The sequence below is a fragment of the Nannocystis pusilla genome, from assembly GCF_026626665.1.
In the GTDB taxonomy this organism is placed as follows: domain Bacteria; phylum Myxococcota_A; class Polyangia; order Nannocystales; family Nannocystaceae; genus Nannocystis; species Nannocystis pusilla.
The window spans coordinates 10649535-10670298 of record NZ_JAPNKE010000002.1; the positions used below are offsets into that span (position 1 = coordinate 10649535).

Below are 20764 nucleotides of genomic sequence, written 5' to 3' on the forward strand. Positions count from 1 at the left end.
CGCGTGCGCGCCGGCTGCCGTGCGGACGCCGTCTCGTTATACTGTCCGGCGGGCGCCTCGCCCTGGAAACCGGCCATGCCGCGCTGTCCCAGCCGCGCGTCCTGGTCGCCCTGGTCGCCTCGCGGAGGTCACATGTCCGAAAGTACAGCTCGGAGCGCAGCCCTGGTCCTCGCCGCCCTCGCAGTCGCGTGCGGCAAGCCGGTCGACCCGTCCGGCAAAGAGGACGCCACCTTCACCAAGGCGTCGATGGCCGGCGCTCCGGCGCCTTCTGGCGAGGACCGGCCGCTGTCCGCGGAGCTCGCCGTCGAGCCGGTGTCCATGCTGGTGACCTTCAACCGGCTGAAGACGGCCGACAAGCTGCAGGAGGCGCTGAACAAGAAGCCGGGGCAGTTCAGCCACATCGACCTCGACAAGGACACCAACCCCGACCCGCTGACCGTGGCCGACCGGGCGACGAAGGACGGGCACGCGTTCGAGATCCGCGTGCGCCCCGCGACCGGCGAGTTCGTGGTCGCGACGATGCTGTTCGACCCGGAGTGGAGCTACCTCGGGCATTACGACGGCGTCATGGGCGGCGCGGCCTCGACGACGGCCCGCCCGCTGCCGGTCGCGCCGCAGCCCGGGGCTCCGCCGGTCGCGCCGCCGGTCGTCGCGACCCCGCCGGCGGTGGTGCCCTCGGCGGCCCCGACCCAGGTCGCGGCTCCGGTCGCCCCGGCCCCCGGCGCGCCCGCGATCGCCGAGGCGCCCGCACCCGCGCCCGGGGTCGCCGGCGCGGTGCAAGCGGCTCCGGCCGCCGGCGCGCAGCCGGTGACGCCGACGAAGCCGTGAACGGCGGCCGCGAGCGCCCGCTCGGGGCATGGCGAGAGAACCTGTCTCTCGGGCCATGTCCTGAGACACAAGGCCCAGACTGTGATCGGCGCGCCGAGGCTCAGGAGCGGCGGGGGCCCATACCGGATCGCATGTCTCTCGGGACATGTTCATGTCATGCCCCGAGACGCAGCCGCAGTCGTGGCAGGCGCATCCGCCTCGCTCGCATGTCTCTCCGGGCATGTTCTTCAGAACATGCCCGGAGAGCATGTTCGCTCAGCGCCGGCGCCGGCGCAGCGCCAGCAGGCCGAGGCCGGCGACGCCGAGCAGGGCCGCGCCGTTCTGCGGCTGGTCGCTGGTGCAGCCGCAGCCCGCGTCGTCGTCGCCGGTGCTGCCGGCGGTGCCGGTGGCGGCGTCGCTGCGGGGCCAGCCGTGCGACTTGTTCCACTCCTCGATCTTCGTGTTGATCGCGGCGGTGTTGTTGACGAGGTGCATCGGCTTGCCCTTGAGGGCGACCTGGCTGATCTCCTCGGCCCACCACATCTCGCCGATGAAGTCGGGCCACGGGCCGCCGTCGGGCACGAAGATCTCGCGGCCGTCGGGGAGGGTGACGACGCTGTTGCCGTCGCACAGGTTGTAGTTGCCGGCGATGCGGACGTTGTCGACGTCGTCGAGGTCGGGGTTGATGTGGAAGGTCGGGTCCGCGATCATCTCGTTGGGCGAGATGACGGTGTACATGCGGGTGAGGTAGGGGTAGGTGTCGAGCAGGTCCTGCGCGTGCAGGCCGGGGGCGATGACGCGGTCGACCAGCGCGGCCGAGAAGGCGCTGCCGTCGCCCCACTTCATGGCGTCGATCTGCTGGGAGTAGACGCCGAGGTTGCTGTAGAACTCCTCGGGGGTGAGACCGTCGGGCACCGGCAAGTACTCGCCGAGCAGGCCCTCGATCAGCGGGTGGTTGTAGAAGCAGAAGCTCGAGTCGAAGCAGTTCGTCAGGCCCTGGTCGTTGAGGTAGTTGATGACCTGCTCGGGCGGGAGGCCGACGAACGGCGCCTCGTTCCAGTTCGGGTTGTAGACGTTGAAGGTGAACGGCGCGGTGATGCTGGTCGCGCCGGCGTACTCGGTGACGAAGGCGAGGCCGTCGGCCTCGAGCTCGTCGACCGCCTTGCCGATGACGTCCTTGTAGTTGGACGCGAAGCCAAACCAGTCGATCTTGAGTGGGTTGACGAGGACGTGGCGGTAGTTGGTCGGCGCGGCGCGGCCGCTCGCCAGCAGGAACACGCGGATGTCCATGTCCTGGACCGACGAGAAGCGGGTCAGGCGCAGCGGGAAGCAGTTCTCGTCGGACGGGTAGCGCAGCACGATCGGGTGCACGTCGCCCTCGTCGGCCCCGCCGGCCAGCTTGAGCGCGACGATCACCTGGCCCTCGTCGAGGTACTGCTGGAAGGTGTCGTCGGCGCCGTCGATCCACAGGAAGTCGTTGTCGATCAGCCACTGCTTGATCGGCGCGACCGTCTTGTCCTGCAACACGACGATCTCGAACGCGCCGGCGGTGGTCTTGAGCAGGACCGGATCCTCGCCGGGGGCGCCGCTGGTGGCCTCGCCGGTGCTGCCGCTGTCGAAGCCGCCGTCGGTGCCGCCGTTGGGCGAGGTGAGGCCGCCCGAGATGCTGTCGTCGCCGCACTGCTCGAAGCTCTGGCTGAGGCCGTACTGCGGCACGGAGGCCTGCAGGAGCGCGTCGAACAGCGGCTGCGAGCCGACCTCGAATTCGGGGATCTGGGCGATCGGGACCAGCCACGCGAACTTCTGCGCGTTGGTGTCGGGGTCGATGCTGATCTGGATGTGGACCTCGACCTCGCCGGGGTTGAGGACGAACAGCACGTTCTCGCCGTCCTGGTTGACCGGCATCGGCCCGGGCACGCCGCCGTCGCAGCCGTTGACCCCGCAGGCCTCGGCGGGCCGCGATTGCGCGAGGGTGAAGGCCGCGCAGGCGGCGGCCGCGAACCACGAGGCGCGCTTCCACATAGCTTAGTCGACATCGTCAGGTCTCCAGGTCGGCAGGGTCGCACAGGTCGCGCCGCCGCGCCAGGACGCAGCGCGCCGGCTCCAGCGGAGGTCGGCGCGGCGGCCCAGTGCATGTCTTGAAACATGTCGATAGGGGCATGTCGTCGCCGGGCCCCGGCCGCGAGCGGTGTTCGGGGCGACCGCGGGGCTTCAGCGCGGGCGCAGGCCGGCGAGCAGGCGCTCGGCGGTGGCGCGCAGCGGGTCGTCGGGCGCGAGGGAGGCGGCCGCGGGGGCGGCCAGGGCCCGTACGCGCTCGCGGTCGCCGCGGGCGGCGAGGGCCTCGGCGAGGGCGAGGCGCAGCGAGGTGACGTCGCGGGCGGAGACCTCGGCCGCCTCGGCGTCGCGCACCGCGGCCTCGAGCGTGGCGACGGCGCGGTCCGGCCGGCGGGCCCGCAGGAGGCACGAGCCGAGCGTCCCGCGGGCCATGATCGCGGCGGAGCTGTCCGGGCCCTCGCTCGCGGCCAGCCGGTCGGCCCCGTCCTGGACCCGCTGCAGCCCCTCGTGGACCTGGTCGGCGGCGATCAGCGCCTCGCCGAACGCGAGGTCGAGGGCCGGGAGGTCGGGGTAGTCGGCGCCGAACTTGGCGACCAGCAGCGCGCGGGCCTTGGTGAACGCCGCCAGGGCCTCCTGGTGGCGCCCGAGGGCCGACAGCGACATGCCGGCGGCGCTCCAGGTGATCGACACGAACTCGTGCTCCGGCCCGACAGTGCCCGAGAACACCGCGCGCGCCCGCTCGAGCTCGGCCAACGCCTTGTCGTGCTCGCCGCGAGCGGCCAGCACCTCGGCGAGGTTGACCCGCTTGATGGCGACGTCGGCGTGGTCGTCCCCGAGCAAGGCGCCGTCGATCGCCAGGGCCTCGCTCGCGTAGGTGTGGGCGCGGCCCTGGGCGCCGCGCTGCAGCAGCAGCGAGACGGTGTTGACGAGGATCCGCGCGACCGTGGTGTTGCGGTCGCCGTGGCGGGCGCGGGCGCGGGCGAGCAGGTCCTCGTAGATCGCCAGCGCCTCGTCCTCGCGACCGAGCCGCTCGAGCACCGCGGCGATCTGCTCGCCCGTCAGCATCGTGCCGGGGTGGTCGGGCCCGAACTCCGCCAGCTTGATCGCCCGCGCTTTCTGATACTCGGCCAGCGCGCGCTCGAGGTGACCTTGCTTTTCGGCCAGGTTGCCGAGGGTGTAGAGCACGTTCGAGGTCAGCGGGTGGCCGACGCCGAGCAGGCGTTCGAAATCGGCGAGCACGGCCTGCAAGGTGCTCTCGGCCAGCTCGCCGCCGTCGGTCTGGACCAGGTGGGTGGCCCGGTTGAGGCGCACCCGCAGGCGCTGGATCTCGCTGACGTCGGGCGAGTCGAGCAGCGCGAGCGCGGCGTCGTAGTGGGCCGTCGCCTTGTCGCTCATCGACAGGCGCTGGTAGGCGTGGGCGACCGTGCTGTGGAACAGCACCGCCAGGCGCGGGGTCTCGCGCGCGCGCCAGCGCGACCTCGGCGGTGCGGATGAGCGTCGCCGTCACGTCGGGCGAGGCGCCGCGGACGCTGTGCTGCCAGATCGAGGCCAGCCAGGCGTCGACCAGCAGGTCGTCGCGGCCGGCGACCGCGGCGGCGGTGGTGGCCTCGGCCAGGTGGGTCGCCGCGTTCTCGTGCTGGCCGAGCTCGAGCTCGAGGCGCGACACCAGCAGCGCGGTCTCGGCCAGCGCCGGGGCGAAGCCGATCGCCGCCGCGGCGACGCGGCTGGCCTCGGCGACCCCCAGCGCCTCCTTGTCGCGGCCGGCGGCGCGCATCGCCACCGCGCTGGTGCGGCCCTGCTCGGCGGCGGCCAGGCGCGCGCGCGTCGGGGTCGGTCGGCAGCGGCACGGCGGCGCCGAGGCGCTCGCGGTCGGAGCAGGGCGCCAGCGGCTCGAGGTTGTCGACCAGGTCGAGCGCGCGCTGCGACGCGCTCGGGCCCGGCGCGAGCAGCTGGTCGACGACCGCGCCGAGGCCGGCGAGCCGGCGGTCGAGGCAGGCGGCGCGCAGGTCGAGCATCGGCTCGCTCTGGTCGCCGACGACCCGCGTCGCCTCGCAGTTGTCGACCGCGACGCGCGTCCACGCCTCGGCGTAGTCGGTCAGCGCCGCGTCGACGCTGCCGGCCAGAGCGGCCGCGTAGGGCTTGCCGGAGGCCAGCAGGGCCGCGTGGACCTCGGCGCGGCGGGTCGCGTCGGCGACCCCGACCATGCGCTCGGGGATCGCGGCGCACGGCTCCTCGCCGCCGAGCGACAGCGCGGCGATGCCGAACCCGCCGGCCAGCGCGGCGGCGATGCCGAGCGCGACGGTGGCGCGTCGCACCTGCCGCGGCCGCACCGTCCGCTCGAGCGCGTGCAGCAGCGCCGGCATGTCGGGCCAGCGGCGCGCCGGGTCGAGCGCGAGGCCGCGGCGCAGGATGGCGAACAACGCCGCGGGCACCTCGACGTCGCGCGGGGGCGGGCGGATCTGGCCGCTGCGGATCGTCTGCAGCAGGGCGTACGGAGTCCGCCCGGCGAACGGCCGCACGCCGGCGAGGCTCTCGTAGAGCGCGACGCAGAAGCTGAACTGGTCGCTCGCCGCGGTCGCCGGGCGGCCCTCGAACTGCTCCGGCGGCATGTAAGCCGGGGTGCCGAGCATCGTCCCGCTGCGCGTCAGCTCGACGTCGAACGAGCCGCGGGCGACGATCGAGGCCGCGGCGTCGACGACCTCGCTGTCGATGCGCGCCAGCCCGAAGTCGAGCACGCGCGCGCCCGCGGGCGTCGACGAGGACGTTGCTCGGCTTGAAGTCGCGGTGGACCAGCCCGACCTCGTGCGCGGCGGCCAGGCCCCGACCTGCCTGAAGGAACATGTCGAGGCGGGCCCGCCAGTCGGGCCGCGGACCCTCGGCCGGGCGGCACCACTGGTCGAGGGTGACGCCGTCGACCATCTCCATGGCGACGAACAGGAGCCCGTCGCTCTCGCCGACCTCGTGAACGACGACCACGTTGGGGTGGGCGATCCGGGCCATCGCCTGGGCCTCGCGGGCCAGCCGGCGCAGCGCGTGCGGGTCGGCCGTGGCCCCGCGCAACAGGACCTTGATCGCCACCTTGCGCGCGAGCGCGTCGTCGCGGGCGGCATAGACCACGCCCATCGCCCCGCTGCCGAGCCGCTCGATCAGCCGGTAGCGGCCGAGGCGCTCCGGCATGTTGCCGATCAGCCGCCGCGCCTCGCTCTCGGCCGGCGACGAGGACGCGGTCTGCTCGTCGACGTCGCCGGCGAGGGTGACCGCGATCGCGGCCGGCGTCTGGCTGTCGGACGTCTCGCTCACGCCGACCTCCGCCCCGGCTGGACCACGATCGGCGGGCCGCGCCGGCGCGGCACCTTGCCGAAGATCGCCGCCGCCGACTTGACCCGCACCGTCTCGCCGACCTCGCGGCACACGCTGCGCAGCACCGGCGGCGCGAGGGCGGCCCCGAGCGCGAAGCCGCCGAGGTGAGAGAACCACGCGAACTGCTGCGCCTCCGAGAAGGCCGCCATCGCCGCCTGGAAGCCGACCCACGCGCCGAGGTAGATCCACGCCGGGATCTTCAGCTGCACGTACACCAGCGGCAGCGTCTGCAGCAGCCGCGCGCGCGGGAAGATCACCAGGTAGGCCCCGCACACCCCGGCGATCGCCCCCGAGGCGCCGATCACCGGCGTGGTCGTCGCGTCGGTCAGGAGCAGCTGCAGCAGGCCGCCGAACAGACCTGCCCCGAAGTACAGGATCAAAAAGCGCCGGCGGCCGAACACGTGCTCGACGTTCTTGCCGAACACGTAGAGGAAGTAGAGATTGAACAGGAGGTGGAACCAGTCGGCGTGGAAGAAGCCGTGGGTGAGCACCGTGTAGCCGCCGAGCGGCGCGGCGAGCACCCTGCCGGCGACCAGCGCGTACTCGCGGGCGTACACGAGGCCGAGCACGGAGGCGACGTAGCAGCCGAGGAGGAGGACGCCGAGGCCGAGGACGACCCAGGGGACCCCGCGCCGCGGGTTGTCGACCTCGATGGGCAGCTGGGTCAGGACCTGGGCCGCCCACAGCACGCCGCGCTTGGCCAGCTGCAGCTTCGGGTCCTCCTGGCCGGACGGGGTGGTCGAGCGGGCCAGGGCGTGGCGCTCGTCGCCGTCGAGCCACAGGCCGCGGCAGCGCGGGCAGCGGTCGACCGGGGTCTTGAGCATGCCCGGCAGCAGGTGCTCGTTCATGAAGCCGTGGCCGCGCGGGCACATGCGCCCGGCCGAGCGACCGACCATCGTCTTGAGGAAGGCCGGGTCGACGTCGGCGTCGCCGAGCTGGTCGAGCTCGCCCTGGTCGAGCCACACGCCGAAGCAGATCGGGCATGTATCAAGGGTCAGGTCCCCGGGGACAGGTCGCTCGCGGGCCCCGAGCTGCCGCCAGCGCCCGTTCGTCGCGCGCCGCAGGTGGACTGCCACCAGCGCGTGCAGGCTGCAGGCCGGGCACTGGGCCGACAGCGGGGCGAGGGGCGCCGCCGCCGGCGGGTCCCGCGGCGCGTCGCCCGGCAGGTGCGGGGCGAGCAGGTCGGGCGGCCGCAGGCTCGGCGGGCGAGTGGTCGGCGGCAGGTGCGGGGCGAGCAGATCGGGCGGGCCGGCCGGCTGTCCTTTGGAGCCTGTCTCCGGAGGCAGGTGAGGCGCGAGCAGGTCGGGCGGGCGAGCGGCGCGCGCCGGAGGATCGGCCGGCCGCCCGCGCCCCGGCGGACCCTTCGCCAGCGGCCCGAGCCGCATGCTGCTCGACGAGGCGCCCGGGTCGACGAGGTCGCTGCGACCTGGCCGCATGGTGGAGGCGCACGGGTCGACCGGGTCCTTCGGAGCTGTCCCACGGGACATGCTCGCCGCGACCTGTTCTCTAGGAGATGTCCTATGGGACATGCTCTCGTCGACCTGTCCTTTCGGACATGACCCTTGCGTCACCTGCGACGACGACGCGGCGCCCCCCGCGGCCTCGGCGGGCCGCCCGGATCGGGGCCCGGACGGGCCAGGAAGCGACTGGGCGGGCGACACGGCGGACGCGGAGCCCGCAGCATAGTCGCTCACTGACGGCGCAACCAGGCCAGGAGCTGGGGCTCCAGGCCCGGCGCGTCGCCGAGGCCGAGGTCGACGCCGGCGCGGAAGCCGACGTGGCCGCCGGCGACCCACCGCGCGCTGACGTGGCTCGGGAGCTCGCGGAGGTGCGGGGCGACCGTGGCCGCGGGGACCATCGGGTCGCGGGTGGCCGCGACGATGAGGGTCGGGAGCGCGAGCGCGCGCAGCCGCGGGCCGGCGCTCTCGCTGGCGTAGTAGTCGTCGACGCTGCAGAAGCCGTGGCGCGGCACGACCGCCAGGCGGTCCCAGGCGCGGATCGTGGTGACCCGATGGATGGCCGGCATCGGCGTGGGCACCGGCCTGCGCGCGGCCACTGCGGCGTAGATCTCGCGCAGGCCGGCGAGCACGTGGGCGCGGTACACGGCGCTGCGCGGCTGGTCGATCGCGGCGCAGCCGGCCGCCAGGTCGAGCGGGGCGCACACGCTGGCGACGGCTCGCACCCGCGGGTCGCTCGGCGCCATCGCCCAGCGCAAGGTCATGTGTCCGCCGAGCGAGAAGCCGACCACGTACACGCGGGCGTAGTCGGCGAGCGCGGGGCTCTGCAGCGCGGCGGTGAGGTCGTCGACCAGGCCCGCGTGATAGAAGTCCTCGCCGCTGCGGTCGGCGCCGCGGAGCGACAGGCGCAGGCTGTCGAGCCCGGCGGCCGCGGCCGCGCGCGCCGCCTTGATCACGTACGAGCTGTCGATGGCGCCGCCGAGGCCGTGGACGAGGACCACCAGCTCGCGCGCGCCGGGCTGGCGGGCGAGGGCGCCGGTGAGGCGGACCGGGCCGACGCGGCGGTCGTGCAGGGTGGTCGACCACGCCGTCGCGGCCGGCGCCGCGTGGGGCAGCAGGCGATGTCGCAGGTTGGGCCCGATCGTCCAGAGATGTCCGAGCATCGCGACCCGCCGCATAGCACGGGTGTATAGGAGGATCCACACGGGTGCCTTGCGACCGCATCCGAGGGTGCGACCGCCGGTCGCCGCGCCGTTGACCGCCCCGGCCTCGGCGGCTAGCGTCGCGCCCGTGACAAGCCCTGACCCTTCTGCCCGGCCGTCGCGGCCGGAGACGCAGTGGCGAGGCCCCAGCCTGCGCACCGTGATGATCGGCGTGTTCGCGCTCGGCGGCCTGATGACGTGGCAGATGCACCGCGCCTACGTCCACGGCGAGCAGGTCGTCCAGGCCGTGTTCCCGGTGATGGAAGAGAAGGGCAAGTCGCTCGACGCCGAGGGCTGCATCGACGCCGTGATCGCCTGGCACAAGCAGTGCGACGCGACCGCGGTGATGTGCAACCACGGCGTCAAGCAGGCGATGTACCACTGCCTCAAGAGCCAGGACCGCCAGGCGGGCTGCAAGCAGCTGCCCGCGAGCGAGAGCATGGACGGCAAGTGGGTGTTCCTCACCTGCAAGGAGCGCGGCAGCCAGTGCAAGCGCACCAAGGACTGCGTGTGCGCCGACGCCTATCGCGCCTTCGACAGCTTCTGTCGCACCGACGGAGAGGCGGTCCAGCTGTGAGCCCCGATCCTGCCAGTCCTTCGGAGCATGTCCCTACGGACAGCCCCCCGATCCGTCGCAAGCGCCACACCCCGGCGCGCGACCTGTGGGAGCTGACCAAGCCCGGCGTCACCCGCATGTGCGCGCTGACCTCGGCCGGCGCCGCCTGGATGGCCCTGCAGTCGTCCGACGCGCCGTTCCCGGCGGAGACCGCGGCCGACGGCTGGTGCTCGCCGGGCTTCGCCGCCGGGTTCGCCGGCGTGGTCGGGGCCAGCCTCGCGGTCGCGGCCGCCAGCGCGTTCAACATGTGGCTCGAGCGGGCGAGGGACCCGCTGATGCCGCGCACGAAGGACCGCCCGCTGGCCGCGCGGCGCCTGTCGGAGGCCACCGGCCTCGGCTTCGCCGCGGCGCTGCTGCTGGCCTCGGTCGTCACCCTGGCGCTGTTCACCAACCCGCTGACCCTGCTGCTCACGCTGTGGGCGACCGTCGGCTACGTGCTGGTGTACACGCCGCTCAAGTACCGCACGCCGCTGGCGCTGCTGATCGGCGCGTTCCGGGGCGGCCCCGCCGCTGCTCGGCTGGACCGCGGTGACCGGCCGGCTCGACCTCGGCGGCCTGGCGCTGTTCCTGATCCTGCTCGTGTGGCAGATGCCGCACTTCCTGGCGATCATGCTGTTCCGCCGCCACGAGTACGCGCGCGCCGGCATCCGCTGCGTCTCGGTGGTGCGCGGCGAGAAGGCCGCCCGCGTGCAGGCGTTCTTGTGGTCGCTCGTGCTGCTGCCGATCTCGGTCCTGCCGAGCGTGATCGGCCTCACCGGTCCGCTCTACTGCGCGGTCGCCCTGCTGCTCAGCCTCGGCTTCCTCGGCTGGGCCTGCACCGGGCTGCAGGCCTTCGGCGACCGCGCGAGCGAGCTGCGGTGGGCGCGGCGGTTCTTCTTCGCCTCGCTGATCTACCTGCCGGCGCTGATCGTCGCGCTCGTGCTCGACGTGGTGCTGCGATGAGCGACGGTCCCGAGCCCCGCGCGCCCGAGCTGTCCGAGCTGCCTGGCATGGTCGAGGGCGGCTGGCTGCGCCGCAAGTTCATGCAGTACCCGTGGCACTTCGCCACCGTGTTCGGCCTGGTGATCGTCACCGCCATGCGCCCGTGCACCCGCCACGTGCCCGAGCCGCCGCCGGTGCTGTCGCAGCTGCCCGCGTTCTCGCTCGTCGACCAGGACGGCCAGCCGTTCACCGCCGAGTCGCTGCGCGGCAAGGGTGGGTCGCCGGCCTGATCTTCACCAGCTGCCCGAGCACGTGCCCGAAGATCTCGCGGGCCATGCTGAGCCTGCAGGAGCGCTACGCCCAGCACGGCATCGACGACATCGAGCTCGTCAGCTTCTCGGTCGATCCCGAGAACGACACGCCCGCGGTGCTCAAGACCTACGCCGGCCACCTCGGCGCCGACGAGACCCGCTGGCGCTTCGTCACCGGCCCGCTGGAGGCGATGGAGAAGCTCGTGGTCGGCGGGTTCGCCAGCGCGATGGACAAGACGACCGGCCCCGCCGGCATGATCGACATCGCGCACACCACCAAGCTCGTGCTCATCGACGAAGGCGGCCACGTCCGCGGCTACTACAGCAGCGACGACGAGATGGGCCTCGACGAGGTGTTCCACCGCTCGCAGCACGTCCTCCGCGAGATGCGACAGCGCTCCGGCGGCGGCTGCAACCGGTCCCCGTGACGGTGTTCAATCCGAGTCATGACATTGAACATCAAACTCAATACGGCGACTGCGGTCGCTCGATTGCCGGTCCGAGGATTCCTCCTCGCCGCGTCGTGCCTGCTTGGGGCCTGCGAGGCGGGCCCTCCGCCGTTCACCGAGGCGCAGGTGCTGGGCGGCGTCGAGGTCCCCGCCTCCACCCTCAATCACGGGCAGAAGCTCTTCAACCGCTACTGCGCGTCGTGCCACGGCTACGACGGCGGCGGCAAGGGCCCGCGGCGCGCAACCTCGAGGCGCGAGACTTCCGGGCGGCGCACTTCCTTTATAAGTCGACGCCGGACGACGAACTGCCGACCGACGGCGACCTCGCCAATACCATCAAGCAGGGCCGGGTCGACAAGGGAATGCCCGCGTGGGGTGGTCTGCGTGACGACGACGTGCGCGCAGTGGTGAGTTACATCAAAACCTTCTCACCGCGTTGGCGCGAGGCCCAGCCGAGTGCGCCCGCATCGACGGCGCCGTGAGCGACGAATCAGCGTCAACCCGGTCCTGCGGCGCAGACACGTGCCGCGGCGCGTACGACCGCCACAGCGGCACTCGAGAGATCGCGCGCCGGAGCTGTTGTGCCTCCGCACATCTCGCCCGGCGGCGGCTCCGACCCGCGATTTGCGAACACCTGTACGCGCCGAAGCGCTGCGCGCTCGAGCGGTCCGGACTGAGTCAGGCGGTCGCACGGGTCGTCGGCGCCGGACCCGTCGTTCACGATCGATGTAGACCAGCCGCGAAACTTGCCGGCGCATTCGGACCCGGGCCCGATCACGAGTGTTGCACTGGCGCCCGCGGTGCTGTTAGGGTGCGCCGCGAAACAAGGGTCCTGGTCGTTTCTCGCTGCTTTCATGTCGCGCCACGAACACGTCCCAGCACGGGGGGTCCCTGCGGCCTCCCTGGACCTTTAGAAGAGGGTGATCTGAAGTGCCGGCCATCTTTCCCCGCTGGACCAACAACATCCCGCTCGCCGTCGCTGTGCTCGGCCCCTTCGCGCTCGCCGGCCTCGTGGGCTTCGTCTGGTACTACTTCTCCCCGAAGTACACGGACGTCGGCTACCGCCCGATCCAGCCGGTGCCGTTCAGCCACAAGCTGCACGCGGGCGACATGGGCATGGACTGTCGCTACTGCCACAACACGGTCGAGCGCGCCGCGGTCGCGGCCGTGCCGCCGGCGGCGACGTGCATGAACTGCCACTCGCTGGTGAAGACCGACAGCCCGCGCCTCAAGCTCGTGCGCGACAGCTTCGAGACCGGTGAGACGATCCCGTGGGTGCGCGTCCACCAGCTGCCCGACTTCGCGTTCTTCGACCACCGGCCGCACCTCGCGGCGGGCGTCGGCTGCTCGTCGTGCCACGGTCGCATCGATCAGATGACGATCGTCGAGATGGACCAGCCGCTGTCGATGGGTTGGTGCCTCGACTGTCACCGCAACCCGGAGCCGAACCTGCGGCCCGTCGATCAGATCACGAACATGGCGTGGGACCCCGCCACTGACGGTAAGGCGTACGACGCCGCCAAGGATCCGAAGCGCAAGCGCGACGTGAACCCGCCGGAGCACTGCTCGGGGTGCCACCGCTAACCCGCCGCCAGACAGGTTTTTCGCATGACCAAGTCCACCGACAACCTCAAGGCATACTGGCGCAGCCTCGCGGATCACGACGGCACGCTGGCCCCGCAGCACGACGAGTTCCCGGGGCTCAAGGACGCGAGCGCGCTCGCCGGCGAACGCGGCGGCGCGACCAGCTTCGTGCCGGCGACCTCGCTGGCGCGCCGCAAGTTCATGGGCCTCGTCGGCGCCTCGACGGCGCTGGCCTCGGCCGGGTGCGTGCGCAAGCCGGTCGAGCACATCGTCCCGCTGAGCAAGCGGCCCGAGGACACCATCCCCGGCCAGGCGGTCTACTACGCCACCGCGTACCAGGTCGGCGGCACCGTGCAGGGCCTGCTGGTCGAGTCGCAGGACGGTCGCCCGACCAAGGTCGAGGGCAACCCGCGGCACAGCGGCTCGCTGGGCGCCACCGACTCGTGGGCCCAGGCCAGCGTCATGGGCCTCTACGACCCGGCGCGCTCGCGGACCCCGCTGAAGCGCAACGGCGAGACGCAAGAGCTCGTCGACTGGGAGACCGTCACCGCGGAGCTCGGGGCCAAGTTCAAGGAGCTGCGCGGCAAGCAGGGTCAGGGGCTCGCGGTCGTGCTGCCGACGGTGCTGTCGCCGTCGCTGCGTGAGGCCGTCAAGACCTTCACCACCAACTTCCCCAAGGCCAAGCTGTTCGACGGCGACGTCGTCGGCTCGCGCAACGCGAACGCCGGCGCCGAGCTGCTGTGCGGCGCCGGCACGCGCTTCACCTACCACATCCAGGGCAAGGGCAGCGCGGGCGGCCAGATCACCGCCGCCGGCACGCGCGTCATCTTCTCGGCCGACAGCGACTTCCTGTGCGGCGAGCAGGACAGCGTCCGCCTGCAGCGGGAGTTCGCCGCCGGCCGCGACGTGCATTCGCAGGCCGACGCCGGCAGCATGAACCGGCTCTACGTCGTCGAGCCGCACTTCAGCATCACCGGCGCCCAGGCCGACCACCGCCTGCGCATGCGCGCGAGCCAGGTCGGCGCGGTGCTCGTCGCCCTCGCGGGCGAGATCAAGGGCAGCAGCAAGGCGCCCTCCGGCGCCGAGGCGGTCCTCGACGCCCTGCCGGCCGTCACCCTCAGCGACGCCGAGCAGAAGTTCGTCAAGGTCCTGGCCAAGGACCTGCTGGCGGCCAAGGACGCGCGCGACGCTCACAGCCTCGTGATCGTCGGCGAGCGCCAGCCCGCGTGGGTCCACGCGCTCGGCCTGCTGATCAACGTCATGCTCGGCAACGTCGGCAGCAGCGTCCGCCTGCGCCACGACGACACCGCGGTGGTCGCCGAGCCGATCGGCGCCCTGGCGGCGGCGCTCGGCGCCGGCATCGACACCGTCCTGGTGATCGAGTGCAACCCCGCCTACGAGGCGCCCGGCGAGCTCGACCTCGCCAGCAAGCTCAAGGGCGTCACCGTCATCCACCACGGCCTCTACAACGACGAGACCGGCAAGCTGGCCGCCTGGCACCTGCCGGCCACCACGTACTTCGAGGCGTGGGGCGACCTCGAGGCCGCCGACGCCACCATCTCGATCGTCCAGCCGCTGATCGCCCCGCTCCACCAGAGCAAGAGCGCGCTCGAGCTGCTGTCGTGGATCGCCAGCGACGCCGAGGTCGACGGCTACAGCCTCGTCCAGGGTTACTGGCGGAAGGCGCTCGGCGCCATGTGGTCCGACAAGGTCTGGCGCCGTTGGCTGCACGACGGCGTCGTCCACGGCGTCCCGCGCTCGGGCCAGAACCCGATCCCGCGCGAGTACGCCAAGGTCGCCGAGGCGATCAAGGCCGCCGACTTCACTGCCGCCGGCTTCGAGGTCAACTTCCACGTCGACCCCAAGGTCGCCGACGGTCGCTTCAGCAACATCGCGTGGCTGCAGGAGCTGCCGCACCCGATGACCAAGCTGACCTGGGACAACGCGGCCTACGTCAGCATCGCCACCGCGCGCAAGCTCGGCGTCGAGAACTGCGACCTCGTGACCGTGACCGTGGGCGGCAAGTCGGTCCAGATCCCGGTCTGGATCGCCCCGGGCCAGGCCGACGACACCGTCTCGGTCGCGCTCGGCTACGGCCGGCAGAACATCGGCCTCGCGGCTGACGGCGCCGGCGTCGACGTCTACCCGCTGCAGCCCGCCGCGAACCCCTGGTTCGTGCAGGGCGGCACCGTTGCCAAGGCGGGCGGTCAGCGCAAGATCTACTCGACCCAGGACTGGGGCTCGCTGTCGCCGGCGATCGACATGGCGTCGACGCGCGACGACAACGACCCCAACCTGCTGAACCCGGGCCGCGGCTACCCCGACCGCCCGATCGTGCGCGAGACGACCGTCGAGGACTTCAAGGCCACCGGCCGCGAGTTCGCCGTCAAGGGCGACCTCATGGCGCCCGACAAGCTCGTCTCGCTGTGGGACCACAACACCCACCCCGACTTCGGCGCGCCGGCGATGGTCGGCAAGCAGCAGTGGGGCATGGTCATCGACCTCAACAAGTGCAACGGCTGCAGCGCCTGCGTCGTCGCCTGCCAGGCCGAGAACAACATCCCGGTGGTCGGCCGGTCGCAGGTGGCCAACGGCCGCGAGATGCACTGGATCCGCCTCGACCGCTACTACAGCGGCGCCAAGGAGGACCCGGCCGCGGTCGTGCAGCCGATGCTGTGCCAGCACTGTGAGACCGCCCCGTGCGAGAACGTGTGCCCGGTGGCCGCGACCGCGCACAGCCCCGAGGGCCTGAACGACATGGCGTACAACCGCTGCATCGGCACGCGGTACTGCGCCAACAACTGCCCGTACAAGGTCCGGCGGTTCAACTTCTTCAACTTCAACCGCGACCCGATGAACAGCGACGACGAGAAGTTGCTGTGGATGCAGAAGAACCCGGACGTCACGGTGCGCTTCCGCGGCGTCATCGAGAAGTGCTCGTACTGCGTCCAGCGCATCCAGGAGGCCAAGATCCAGGCCCACGTCGCCGGCGAGGACACCGTCAAGGACGGCGCCATCGTCGTCGCTTGCGAGCAGTCGTGCGCCTCCCAGGCGATCGTGTTCGGCGACGTCGCCGACCCGACCACGCGGGTCGCCCAGCTTCCGCACCAACGTCCGTCACTACGGCGTCCTCACCGACCTCAACACGCGGCCGCGCACCACCTACCTCGGCCGGATCCGCAACCCCAACACCGAGCTCGCTCCGTCCGCTCCGGCCCCGGCCGCTGCGCCCGCTGCCGCCGCACCGCACGGTGCCGCCGCCGGCGAGCACAAGGCTGACCACGCCCCGGCGCACTAAGCCCAGGTGACGCACATGGCCAAGTATCAAGACGAACTCGACCCGATCACCGGCCGCATGGAACTCGTCGAGGGTGACAACGTCACCTTCCACGACGTGACGGAGGCCGTCGCGCGGCCGATCGAGATCCCCAGCAGCCGCTGGTGGATCGCGTTCATCCCGTCGGTGATGTTGCTCGGCGTGTACCTCATCTCGATCGCCTACCTGCTCTACATGGGCACCGGCATCTGGGGCCTCAACAACCCGGTGGCGTGGGGTTGGGCGATCGTCAACTTCGTGTTCTGGGTCGGCATCGGCCACGCCGGAACGCTGATCTCGGCGGTTCTGTTCCTGTTCCGCCAGAAGTGGCGCACGTCGATCAACCGCGCCGCGGAGGCGATGACGATCTTCGCCGTCATCTGCGCGCTGCAGTTCCCGACGTTCCACACCGGCCGCCCCTGGTTCATCTACTGGCCGCTGCCGCTGCCGAACCAGATGGACATGTGGCCGAACTTCCGCAGCCCGCTCCTCTGGGACGTGTTCGCGGTCTCGACCTACTTCACGGTCTCGCTGCTGTTCTGGTACGTCGGCCTCATCCCCGACCTGGCGACGATGCGCGACCGGGCCAAGACGCCGATCCGGCGCTTCGCCTACGGGCTGTTCTCGCTCGGCTGGCGCGGGTCCACGCGCCACTGGGTCAACTACGAGAAGGCCTACATGATCCTCGCCGGTCTGAGCACGCCGCTGGTGCTCTCCGTGCACACGATCGTGTCCTTCGACTTCGCGGCCTCGCAGCTGCCCGGCTGGCACACGACGATCTTCCCGCCCTACTTCGTCGCCGGCGCCATCTTCTCCGGGTTTGCGATGGTGCTCACCCTGCTGCTGCCGGTTCGGGCCTGGTTCAAGCTCGAGCACATCATCACGGTCAAGCACCTCGAGAACATGGCGAAGATCATCCTGCTGACGGGCACGATGGTCGGCTACGCGTACGCGATGGAGTTCTTCATCGCCTGGTACTCGGGCAACCCGTACGAGAGCTTCGCGTTCCAGAACCGCCTGTTCGGTGACTACTGGTGGGCCTACTGGATCATGGTCAGCTGCAACGTGATCTCGCCGCAGTTCTTCTGGATCAAGCGGATCCGGCGCTCGGTGGTGTGGCTGTTCATCCTCTCGATCTTCGTCAACATCGGCATGTGGTTCGAGCGCTTCGTCATCACGGTGACCTCGCTGCACCACGACTTCCTGCCCTCGAGCTGGGACTACTACTCGCCGACGGTGTGGGACGTGTCGACCCTGGTCGGCAGCTTCGGCCTCTTCTTCACCCTGTTCTGCCTGTTCGTCCGCTATCTGCCGACCGTCGCCATCGGCGAGGTCAAGAGCGTGATGGCGATCGCCAATCCGCACCACCACGGTGATTCGCACGGGGAGCACCACTGAGCCATGAGTAAGCCCATCAAGAAGAAGACCTACGGCTTGCTCGCCGAGTACGACTCGGCCCGGGCCGTCTACCACGCGTGCGAGCAGGTCCGGGACGCCGGCTACAAGGTGTGGGACTCGCACACGCCGTTCGCGGTGCACAACCTCGACAAGGCCATGGGCCTCGGGCCGAGCGTGCTGCCGTGGATCGTGTTCGCCATGGGCATGACCGGCGCCTCGCTGGCGATGCTGCTGCAGTACTGGACCTCGGCGATCGACTACCCGATCATCATCGCCGGCAAGCCGTACTTCAGCTGGCAGGCCTTCGTGCCGGTGACGTTCGAGCTCGGCGTGCTGTTCTCGGCGTTCGGCGCGGTGTTCGGCATGCTGGGCCTGAACCGGCTGCCCATGTGGTACCACTCGCTGTTCAACAGCGAGCGGTTCCTGCGCCACACGGACGACAAGTTCTTCATCGCCATCGAGGCGCGCGACCCCAAATACGACCCGCAGAAGACCCGCGAGCTGCTCGAGCGCACCGGCGCCGCGCACATCGAGGAGGTCGAGGACTGACATGGCACGCACGAACCAGATCCAGGCCATCGCCCTCTGCCTCGGCACGCTCGGCGCCCTCGCCGGCTGTCAGGGCAACCGGTCCGAGCTGCCGCCGGTCCACCTCATCCAGAACATGGACTTCCAGCAGCGGTTCGACGCCCAGGAGGTCAACGACTACTTCAAGGACGTCGACTGCGCCAAGGCCCACAACCCGCACCAGTGCGAGGGTAGGGCGGCGCGCTTGCCGGTGGCCGGCACCGTCGCCGTCGGGCAGCTGCACGACGACGAGGAGCTGTACCGCGGTCGCGGGCCTGACAGCCGCCTGCTCGACCGGCTCCCGACGGCGATCAAGCTCAGCACCGAGCTGATGGCCCGCGGCGAGGAGCGCTACAACATCTACTGCCAGCCCTGCCACGACTACACGGGCGGGGGCCAGGGCGTGGCCACCCTGCGCGGCGGCGGCTTCAGCGTCGCGCCGAAGAACCTCAACGACCCGCAGATCCGGGCCATGCCGCTCGGCCACTTCTTCGACGTCATCACCAACGGCAAGGGCACGATGATGTCCTACGCCGCCCAGATCCCGGCGCAGGACCGCTGGGCGATCGCGGTGTGGGTCCGCACGCTGCAGGTCGCGCGCACGCCCGAGGAGGCCAAGTAGCCATGAGCCACGCTCACGACAAGCCGTTCGTTCTCCCGGCCGACCAGATCCACATCCCGGCCGGCTCGATGTGGCGCAAGATGCCGATCATCGGCCTCGTGCTCGGCGCAGGCGGCCTCGGCGGCGCCTGGGCGACCGCGCACGGCGACACCCACGCGTTCTGGTACGCCTACCTGGTCGCCTACATGGTGTTCCTGGCCGTCGCCCTCGGCGGTCTGTTCTTCGTCATCGTCCAGCACCTGGTCCGCGCCGGCTGGTCGATCGCGGTCCGCCGGATCGCCGAGAACGCCATGATCACCCTGCCGGTGATGTGCCTCCTCGGCCTGCCGATCATCTTCCTCGGCGCCCACGACCTCTACCACTGGACGGACGTCGCCGCGGTCGAGCATGACTTCATGCTCAACGCGAAGAAGGGCTACCTCAACGAGACGTCCTTCCTGTACCGCATGATCACGTACTTCGTGGTCTGGACCGGCCTGTCCGTGTTCTTCTACGCGAAGAGCACCGGCTCGGACGGCAACCCCGAGGCCGGCATGCGCGCCGCGCACTCGATGCGGTTCTGGGCCGCGCCGGCGGTCGCCCTGTTCGCGCTGTCGCTGACCTTCGCGGCGTTCGACCTGCTGATGTCGCTCGACCCGCACTGGTTCTCGACGATGTTCGGCGTCTACTACTTCGCCGGCAGCGCGCTGACGATCTTCTCGTTCATCAGCCTCGTGGTGGTCCTGCTGCACAAGTCGGGCTACCTGCGCGGCGTGGTGACGACCGAGCACTACCACGACCTCGGCAAGTTCCTGTTCGGCTTCACGGTGTTCTACACGTACATCGCGTTCAGCCAGTACTTCCTGATCTGGTACGCGAACATCCCGGAAGAGACGATGTGGTTCGGTTACCGCATCGCCGACGACTTCCTGCCGCTGACCTTCCTGCTGGTCGCCGGTCGCTTCTTCATCCCGTTCTTCTTCCTGCTGCGCCGCGGGGTCAAGCGCAACGCCTTCACGCTGACGCTGGCCGCGGTGTGGATCCTGTTCATGCAGGTCGTCGACATGTACTGGCTGGTCCAGCCGGTCCTGGCGCATCACCACGCGCAGGAGAGCGCTGACCACGTGATGCGCATGCACATCGGCCCGGTCGACTTCCTGGCGCTGCTCGGCATCGCCGGCGTGTTCATCACCGGCTTCACCTGGGCGCTCGGCCGCAAGGCCCTGGTCCCCACCGGCGACCCGCGGATCGAGGAGTCGGTCCGGTTCGAGAACTTCTGAGCGGAGCGGAGGCAGTCATGACCGAGCATCATAACGATTCGCACGGCGCCCACGACGGCGGTCACGGACACGGTGGCGGCCACGAGCTCGACGCGCCGCCGACCCGCGAGCTGTTCAACATCGTCTGGGGCCTCGGCGCGCTGACGCTGCTGTCGCTGGTCACCTGCGTGCAACTGTTCAACGACCAGGCCCGCGACCTCAACGCCGAGCGCGGCAAGGAGGGCTCGTCTCTCCTCGCCGACTACCGCAAGGACATGGAGACCCGGACCCGCGGCAAGGGCGACGACGTCGTGACCGACGCGACCGGCAAGGTCGTCGCGCGCTACAACTACATCCCGCTGGCCTCGGCCCGCGACCTGATCCTCGCCAAGCCGGAGAAGCTCGGCGCGTTCGCGCCGCCGGCGGGGTGGATCCACCCCGACGACGTCGCCGCGGGCGGACAGAAGGCTGCTGCGCCGACGCCGGCTGCGCCCGAGGGCGCTGCGGTCGACGGCGCGGTGCCGGCGGTCCCCGGGGCCGAGGGCGCCGCGCCGGCCGACGGCACTGCGCCCGCGGGTGCGCCGGCTGACGGCACCGCGCCCGCGGGCACGCCGACCGACGCCGCCGCCAAGCCGGCCGAGGGCACCGCGCCCGCGACCGATGGCGCCGCCGCCAAGCCGGCCGAGGGCACCCCGCCGGCCGCGCTGCCGCCGGGCACCAAGGACGAGGCCATGCCGCTCAACGCCGACAAGGGTCAGTCCGAGAGCACCAAGCCGGTCCCGGGCGGCACGCCCGAGCCGGTCGGCGCCAAGTCCAACCCGGGCAAGGCTGCTCCTGAGCCTGCGCCCGCGCACTGAGAAG

At 71.3% G+C, this 20764-nt stretch carries 17 protein-coding genes and 2 pseudogenes; 13 read left to right on the plus strand and 6 right to left on the minus strand.

Annotated features, from left to right (window positions below):
* The first annotated feature begins 132 nt into the window (after nt 1-132).
* Nucleotides 133-828, plus strand: a complete 696-nt coding sequence (locus OV079_RS47105) for a hypothetical protein (RefSeq protein WP_267776577.1) — start codon at nt 133-135, stop codon at nt 826-828.
* Between the two features lie 255 nt (nt 829-1083).
* Here the strand turns inward: OV079_RS47105 and OV079_RS47110 are convergent, their stop codons facing one another.
* The 6 genes and pseudogenes from OV079_RS47110 to OV079_RS47130 all read right to left on the minus strand — a co-directional run bounded on the left by OV079_RS47110 (nt 1084) and on the right by OV079_RS47130 (nt 8842).
* Nucleotides 1084-2829 (minus strand): DUF2330 domain-containing protein, encoded by a 1746-nt coding sequence (locus OV079_RS47110; RefSeq protein ID WP_267776578.1) that lies wholly within the window; start codon nt 2827-2829, stop codon nt 1084-1086.
* A 189-nt stretch (nt 2830-3018) separates the two neighbouring features.
* On the minus strand, nt 3019-4302 hold the full coding sequence (locus tag OV079_RS47115; protein ID WP_267776580.1) for a tetratricopeptide repeat protein: 1284 nt from the start codon (nt 4300-4302) through the stop codon (nt 3019-3021).
* The gene (locus OV079_RS47120; RefSeq protein WP_267776582.1) at nt 4254-5597 is read right to left on the minus strand and encodes a serine/threonine-protein kinase; all 1344 of its coding nucleotides are present in this window, start codon (nt 5595-5597) and stop codon (nt 4254-4256) included. The genes OV079_RS47115 and OV079_RS47120 overlap by 49 nt, the downstream gene beginning before the upstream one ends.
* A 64-nt stretch (nt 5598-5661) precedes the next feature.
* Nucleotides 5662-6039 (minus strand): annotated as a pseudogene (locus tag OV079_RS59760) (protein kinase domain-containing protein); the annotation flags it as partial.
* A gap of 119 nt (nt 6040-6158) precedes the next feature.
* Entirely contained in the window at nt 6159-7709 is a 1551-nt protein-coding gene (locus OV079_RS47125; RefSeq protein ID WP_267776584.1) for a rhomboid family intramembrane serine protease, read from the minus strand.
* Between the two features lie 203 nt (nt 7710-7912).
* A complete protein-coding gene (locus OV079_RS47130) occupies nt 7913-8842 on the minus strand; it encodes a YheT family hydrolase (RefSeq protein WP_267776586.1) in 930 nt (309 codons plus the stop codon).
* 127 nt (nt 8843-8969) lie between these two features.
* Here OV079_RS47130 and OV079_RS47135 point away from each other — a divergent pair, with 127 nt between their 5' ends.
* The 12 genes and pseudogenes from OV079_RS47135 (at nt 8970) to OV079_RS47190 (ending at nt 20760) form a co-directional block, all read left to right on the plus strand.
* Complete coding sequence (locus OV079_RS47135) at nt 8970-9458, plus strand: hypothetical protein (protein ID WP_267776587.1); 489 nt, start codon at nt 8970-8972, stop codon at nt 9456-9458.
* Between the two features lie 149 nt (nt 9459-9607).
* Nucleotides 9608-10439 (plus strand): annotated as a pseudogene (gene cyoE, locus OV079_RS47140) (heme o synthase).
* Nucleotides 10436-10708, plus strand: a complete 273-nt coding sequence (locus tag OV079_RS47145; protein WP_267776589.1) for a hypothetical protein — start codon at nt 10436-10438, stop codon at nt 10706-10708. The pseudogene cyoE and the gene OV079_RS47145 overlap by 4 nt, the downstream one beginning before the upstream one ends.
* 32 nt (nt 10709-10740) lie before the next feature.
* On the plus strand, nt 10741-11157 hold the full coding sequence (locus OV079_RS47150) for an SCO family protein (RefSeq protein WP_267778806.1): 417 nt from the start codon (nt 10741-10743) through the stop codon (nt 11155-11157).
* A gap of 18 nt (nt 11158-11175) precedes the next feature.
* Complete coding sequence (locus OV079_RS59765) at nt 11176-11589, plus strand: c-type cytochrome (protein WP_420829458.1); 414 nt, start codon at nt 11176-11178, stop codon at nt 11587-11589.
* Nucleotides 11590-12108: 519 nt separating this feature from the next.
* A complete protein-coding gene (locus OV079_RS56815; RefSeq protein ID WP_267776592.1) occupies nt 12109-12762 on the plus strand; it encodes a cytochrome c3 family protein in 654 nt (217 codons plus the stop codon).
* Nucleotides 12763-12786: 24 nt separating this feature from the next.
* Entirely contained in the window at nt 12787-16041 is a 3255-nt protein-coding gene (locus OV079_RS47165; protein ID WP_267776593.1) for a 4Fe-4S dicluster domain-containing protein, read from the plus strand.
* Nucleotides 16042-16075: 34 nt separating this feature from the next.
* Complete coding sequence (gene nrfD / locus OV079_RS47170) at nt 16076-17476, plus strand: NrfD/PsrC family molybdoenzyme membrane anchor subunit (protein ID WP_276602982.1); 1401 nt, start codon at nt 16076-16078, stop codon at nt 17474-17476.
* Between the two features lie 3 nt (nt 17477-17479).
* Nucleotides 17480-18025 carry a DUF3341 domain-containing protein gene (locus OV079_RS47175; protein ID WP_267776613.1) on the plus strand — a complete coding sequence of 182 codons (546 nt, stop codon included), beginning with the start codon at nt 17480-17482 and terminating at the stop codon, nt 18023-18025.
* Nucleotide 18026: 1 nt separating this feature from the next.
* Complete coding sequence (locus OV079_RS47180) at nt 18027-18665, plus strand: c-type cytochrome (RefSeq protein ID WP_267776616.1); 639 nt, start codon at nt 18027-18029, stop codon at nt 18663-18665.
* A 2-nt stretch (nt 18666-18667) separates the two neighbouring features.
* The gene (locus OV079_RS47185) at nt 18668-19924 is read left to right on the plus strand and encodes a hypothetical protein (RefSeq protein WP_267776619.1); all 1257 of its coding nucleotides are present in this window, start codon (nt 18668-18670) and stop codon (nt 19922-19924) included.
* A 17-nt stretch (nt 19925-19941) separates the two neighbouring features.
* Complete coding sequence (locus OV079_RS47190; RefSeq protein WP_267776621.1) at nt 19942-20760, plus strand: hypothetical protein; 819 nt, start codon at nt 19942-19944, stop codon at nt 20758-20760.
* Nucleotides 20761-20764 lie beyond the last annotated feature (4 nt).

What these genes read in the sequence shown, in the direction of transcription:
- OV079_RS47145 (WP_267776589.1), top strand. Translation starts at nt 10,436, where the DNA reads ATGAGCGACGGTCCCGAGCCCCGCGCGCCCGAGCTGTCCGAGCTGCCT.
- OV079_RS47180 (WP_267776616.1), top strand. Translation starts at nt 18,027, where the DNA reads ATGGCACGCACGAACCAGATCCAGGCCATCGCCCTCTGCCTCGGCACG.
- OV079_RS47190 (WP_267776621.1), top strand. Translation starts at nt 19,942, where the DNA reads ATGACCGAGCATCATAACGATTCGCACGGCGCCCACGACGGCGGTCAC.
- OV079_RS59765 (WP_420829458.1), top strand. Translation starts at nt 11,176, where the DNA reads ATGACATTGAACATCAAACTCAATACGGCGACTGCGGTCGCTCGATTG.
- OV079_RS47125 (WP_267776584.1), bottom strand. Translation starts at nt 7,709, where the DNA reads ATGTCCCGTGGGACAGCTCCGAAGGACCCGGTCGACCCGTGCGCCTCC.
- OV079_RS47175 (WP_267776613.1), top strand. Translation starts at nt 17,480, where the DNA reads ATGAGTAAGCCCATCAAGAAGAAGACCTACGGCTTGCTCGCCGAGTAC.
- OV079_RS47130 (WP_267776586.1), bottom strand. Translation starts at nt 8,842, where the DNA reads ATGCTCGGACATCTCTGGACGATCGGGCCCAACCTGCGACATCGCCTG.
- OV079_RS47185 (WP_267776619.1), top strand. Translation starts at nt 18,668, where the DNA reads ATGAGCCACGCTCACGACAAGCCGTTCGTTCTCCCGGCCGACCAGATC.
- OV079_RS47165 (WP_267776593.1), top strand. Translation starts at nt 12,787, where the DNA reads ATGACCAAGTCCACCGACAACCTCAAGGCATACTGGCGCAGCCTCGCG.
- OV079_RS47105 (WP_267776577.1), top strand. Translation starts at nt 133, where the DNA reads ATGTCCGAAAGTACAGCTCGGAGCGCAGCCCTGGTCCTCGCCGCCCTC.
- OV079_RS47110 (WP_267776578.1), bottom strand. Translation starts at nt 2,829, where the DNA reads ATGTGGAAGCGCGCCTCGTGGTTCGCGGCCGCCGCCTGCGCGGCCTTC.
- nrfD (WP_276602982.1), top strand. Translation starts at nt 16,076, where the DNA reads ATGGCCAAGTATCAAGACGAACTCGACCCGATCACCGGCCGCATGGAA.